The following is a 5,221-nucleotide window of genomic DNA, read 5'->3' as shown; positions in this document are numbered from 1 at the left end:
ACCACCATCTAACGAGTAGTTGTAAGGAGGTGTACCACCAGAACCAATAACTTTAAAATCGCCATCAGAACCTCCGTTACAGGAGACATTCTTTTTCCATTGCATTGTAATTTCTAATTCGTCTGGTACATTAAGAGTACCTTGGCTTTCGGCACCACAAATATTTGCTTCACTTGTAAAAATGACTTTGTATATATAACCATCTAGAGTAGTGGTAACGTTATTTAAATGCAAGAATACTTCGGTACCACTTGAAACAGTTCCTGATTCGCCAGAAATAGTATTAAAGTTGGCGCCATTATCAATGCTAAGTAACCATTGATAGTTAATATCTGTACTAGCAGAAGTTGTTGGTGTTGTAGGTAAAATAGTTGCAGTTGCTATAGCTGAAAAACTAACATTGTCATCAACACAAACGGTTTCATCTTCAACATGTTTGGTAATATCAATTTGAATTGCCTCTTGAAAGGTGTTTTTTCCATTTGCAGTTTGAGCAATCGTATTTGTATAAGATTCTCCCGAACTATGAATACCAGCAGCAATAACTAAACCATTAGAATTGACCCCTCCATTAGAAATGGTTGGAGTATCAATTCCATAAAGACCAGAGTCTCCTCCATCAGCGTCAGAATTATTATAAGCCTCATCTGCATCACTACATCCATCATTATCACTATCAAGGTCTAGGTGATCTGGCATACTGTCTGCGTCAGTGTAATTAGCTAATGCAGCAGCGAACCTATAGGTAGCATCATCAATAATAATAAAATCATTACTAGAACTATTAGCATCGACATCGTATAAATAAGTTCGTACCGTATATGTAGTATTGTCATTAAGTTTTAACCAATGTGATTGCAAATCTGGTTTTACCGCGTAAAAACCTCTATTACCTGAGTAAACATCAGCTGAACTTGGTGTAATTCTTTTTTCAGGTGAAGTGTAAACTACATTTCCAGCAACAATAACTTCTAAAAGCGCTGTGAAATTATCGGCTTCATTCAGATTATTCCATTCTAAATGAACTTGTCTTAAGTAAGGATCTACAAGATTTGTTCCTGTTGTAAAAGTACTCTCAAAATATTCGCCGTTTAATTTTGCCTCTGTAAAAGTTTCCGCATCTATATTAGAAACCACTTTTTGGCTACCAGAAAATGATGCAGTTATCCCACTGTAGGCTAAATCTACAGGAGCACTATCAAACATCCAAGCTAATAACTGTGGTTCTCTATAGTAATTAACAGCGTCTGAATTTCCACTAAAATTATAAACATAATAACTAGTAAGACCACTGCCTTCTGGAGCCTGATGACTTCTAAGTTGGTCGGCCAACTCATCAATATCTAAAATCCCGTCATTGTCATCATCTAAATCACAAGCATCATATACACCATCTGAATCAGTATCTAATGTGGCATCAGGTGCATTTTGAACAGAAAATGTGCCCATGGCAGTACATCCATATGCATCTGTGACTGTTAGTGTATAATTACCAACATATAAATTAGATATAAAAGGTGTGGTTTCAGAGTTACTCCAAGAATACGTATATGGTGCGGTACCTCCATTTATATTAACACTTAGTGACCCAGAATTGTCGAGATTACAAGTAACGTCTGAACTATAAGCAATAATTTCCATATCTGATAAATCAATAACATCACTTGTATAGATTTTTTCACAACCTGTATTTGTGTTTGTTACTGTTAAAGTATAAGAGCCAGCACTAACTGAAAATTCATTAGAACTTTGATATGAACCGCTATTTAATTTGTACTCATAATCTGGTCCTGTTGGAGACGTAACTTCAATATCAAAAGTATTTCCACCATTACACGTGACATTTATTTCAGGTTCATCAGGAAATGAACTTAGCGGTGTTGTAAAACTTAATGTTTGATTAGCACAAGCACCTGGATTTGAGGCATAAGATAAATTTGCATAATACGTACCTCCGTGAATTGATTCATCATAAGGTGAGAAGTTTAGAGTATTTCCAGTCCCTAATACTGTTGGGTCTGAACCTTTTGTCCACTCGATATCCAAAAATGAAACGCCTTGAACAAATAGAAACCCATTTTCTCCATCACAAAGATCTTCAGCCACTATTGTAGGCGGTATTGCTAAACCAGTATTTAATTCAATATTAATGACATTAAAACAACTGTCCTCAATTTGAACAGTGTATTCCCCTGGTGTTAAATCAGAAAATACAGGATTGTCTCCATTATCAATAGGCGTAATAGCTGATCCATTAAACTCTATAATAGAGAAATTTAATGGTGGTACTCCAGTTGCTGCAATAACTAACTCACTATTTCCATTTGAACAATTTCCTAAATAGTAACTGTCTACTTTTACTCCAGAGGTAGGTACAGTAAAAGTATCTACTGTTGTTCTACAGTCAACACTTCTGGTATGTTCTCCATCTCTATAGATTTGAGATTGTACTACGACTCTCATTAATCCATCACTCAATACATTGTTTAATTCTCCACTAACAGTTCTAAGAGAGTTGCCAGACGTTTCAATATTTCCTATTGCCATAGCATTTGTATCGGATATTTCTGTTCCTGTAGTATGTAAAACCTCAGTTTCAGGATGTCCCCATTGATTTGAATCTGGATAATATTTTTGCAACCATAGTTGTTCTCTGTTTAACCAAGATGTTACAGATGCAGAAACATTAAAGGAGGCACAATTTAATTCGGGTGTAACTGTATGTGTGAATTCTCCAGGAGGTACTGTAAATGTTTTGGAAACTATAATACCACAACTAGTAGTGGCTTCAAAAGTATATTCACCAGAAGGTAAAGCAGTCATTGCAAAACGTCCGTTTGAAGTAATATTTGCACTTACATTATCTGGCAAGGGATTTGGATAAGTTGAAGGAGCAGAAGTAATACTTATAGCAGTAATATTTGCAGCTTGATTCCAATCAACATTTGTGTTTCTAATATACATGTATACATTTCCTTCGTCTGCACCACAACCACCACCTAATGTTTGGCTTAAATCTAAATTAAGGGCACTACCGAGTGAAATGGTTTTGGTAAAAGTAACACCACAAGAATCTGTAACTTCTATGCTATAGGTGCCATTAGGTACAGGATTTGATGTGCCGCCAAAGGTTAACCACCATGGTACATTATTATAGTGAGCAGTATAAGTTCCTAAAGCATATTCAGATCTGTAGTTATTTGGGTCGAATCCAATAGGGTAGGTTGTAAATGTGATATCTAAAGGTGCGATAACGCCTTCAAATCGACTAATGCTAAAATATTCTAACCCACAATTTGGAGTAGTGTCTGCCTGGAATTCAACATGAGATTCTGCTTCAATAGTTTCATTTTTGATCCTATTGTTACCGCAGTTATCTGTAATTTCAATAGTGTAATCATATGTTTCTCCAGAATAAAACGGAATTGAATATGCGGACTCATTTTGTAAATTACTAGTCCACGTATCTGTAATTATAGTCGGCGCACTTGGATTTGCAGGATTTTCAACCGTAATCAGTATATCTATTGGAAATATATAATCAGGAATAGTATATGATCCATTAAATCTTATACGTTCAGTATGTAAGTAATTATTACAATCTTGGAGAACGCGAAATCCACTGGTATTATCCGACCAAATATATCTATAAAAATAATAATTGGCTTCAGGAGATGTAATAGTAATACCTTGGGTAAATTCATCTCCACAAGAATCTGTAACCACAACAATATAGTCGCCAGGAGTTACTGATGTTAATACATTTGATGCTTGAGGGGAAATAATAATTGTATTAGAAGAGTCTCGTAATTCATAGGAAACAGCTGTACCTGTTGTAACATTGACTGTAATATCGGCACCATCACAAATTGTTGATTCAGTGGCCGTAAATATTAAGTCTTCTGTGTTGTCATTTATGGTAGCATCTTGTATTTGCTGATTAGTTTGGGTCCCTAATGTCTGAGTTGCAACAACGCGATAATTACCTGCGGGAAACGATGTTTCTTCATGTTCGAATATAGAGAAATCTGGTCCTGTGGGACTAATGCCGTTTGAAACTCTAAAGGGTGTTGCGGTGTCAGGTAATTGATATATTACAAACTCAAACTCGGCTCCATTTTGAGTATCCGTAATATCCATTGTAAGGATTCCGTTACCAGTACAAACTTCATCTGTAGGAATAACTCTCATATTAAATGGAGTAATTTGAGCAGTTAAGCTTGAAAAACAGAACAATGCAATGAATAAACCTATTAAGTTATTTTTGAATTGCAACGTAGGTAATTTTAATTTCATATTATACATATTAACTTATCATGCAAATAATGCAGCCAATACTAAATAGATACATCTTTTAGCGAGTTCAATGGTTTAACTAAATGTTATTATCAACTCAATGATCTATTCTTTGTTAACAAAAAGGAGGGATGTTTAATGCAATGAAAAATATTATGGATTAATATATTTTTAAGGGGGCTTCATTAGCATTAATTTAAGTAACAAAAGATTATTCTACTATAATCATAAGCATTCATTAGAGTTAAGGCCGCAATTTAAATGTAATATTTGAAATTTACAACCTTTTGTCGGAAAAAAATGCATTTAAACGATATTATTGTTGAGATTCGGGTAATTTTCTGACATAATAATTTCGTTTGAAATCTAGTAGTAAATTTGGATAAAGGCCTTTGTTTACTGAGGAAATGAAAGATTATAGATTAACTGTTAATCGTTTTTGATAGTGTCGTTTTGTAGCTTAAAATTGTTTTTAATGATTTATAAAAGAATTTTTAGAAATTATAAAAAAATGGTAAAATCGATGAAAAAGAACGTAAAATGAACTATTACTTAATTTATATTTATGTCATATTCGGACAATATTGATCAATTTTATCAATCCCTTATTAAGTATAAAGTCTATTATTTTTAGAGGTTTGTTGAAGTAGAATACATCAAAGCAAAAAGAGCAAGCTATATATAGCTTGCTCTAAACCAAATTAAGCGTTTAGTAAAGATAATTAGTTTTACTCTTCTTTATCCACAATATAGAAGTATGATCTTCTATTGGCTTGATGCATTTCTTCAGAGCATTTTACACCATTAGCACATTCGTTAAGGAGTCTAGTTTCACCAAATCCTCTAGCGCTTTCAATTCTGTCAGGTTCAATACCTCTAGAGATAATATATTCTCTAGTAGATTTAGCTCTTCTGTCCGATAATT

1 protein-coding gene and 1 pseudogene are annotated in these 5,221 nt (G+C 34.0%); both read right to left on the bottom strand.

The genetic code is table 11. From position 1 onward, the window contains the following. Window positions 1-4,296, bottom strand: a 4,296-nt coding sequence (locus HNV08_RS16175) for a SprB repeat-containing protein (protein ID WP_173282402.1), incomplete at its 3' end; no start/stop codon positions are given. A 728-nt stretch (window positions 4,297-5,024) separates the two neighbouring features. Then, window positions 5,025-5,221, bottom strand: a pseudogene (locus tag HNV08_RS16170) (OmpA family protein); the annotation flags it as partial.

Origin of the sequence: Winogradskyella eckloniae, assembly GCF_013249045.1 — a bacterium.
Lineage (GTDB): Bacteria > Bacteroidota > Bacteroidia > Flavobacteriales > Flavobacteriaceae > Winogradskyella > Winogradskyella eckloniae.
Note: the sequence above shows the minus strand (reverse complement) of the source record. Positions and strands in the feature narration are given on the sequence as shown.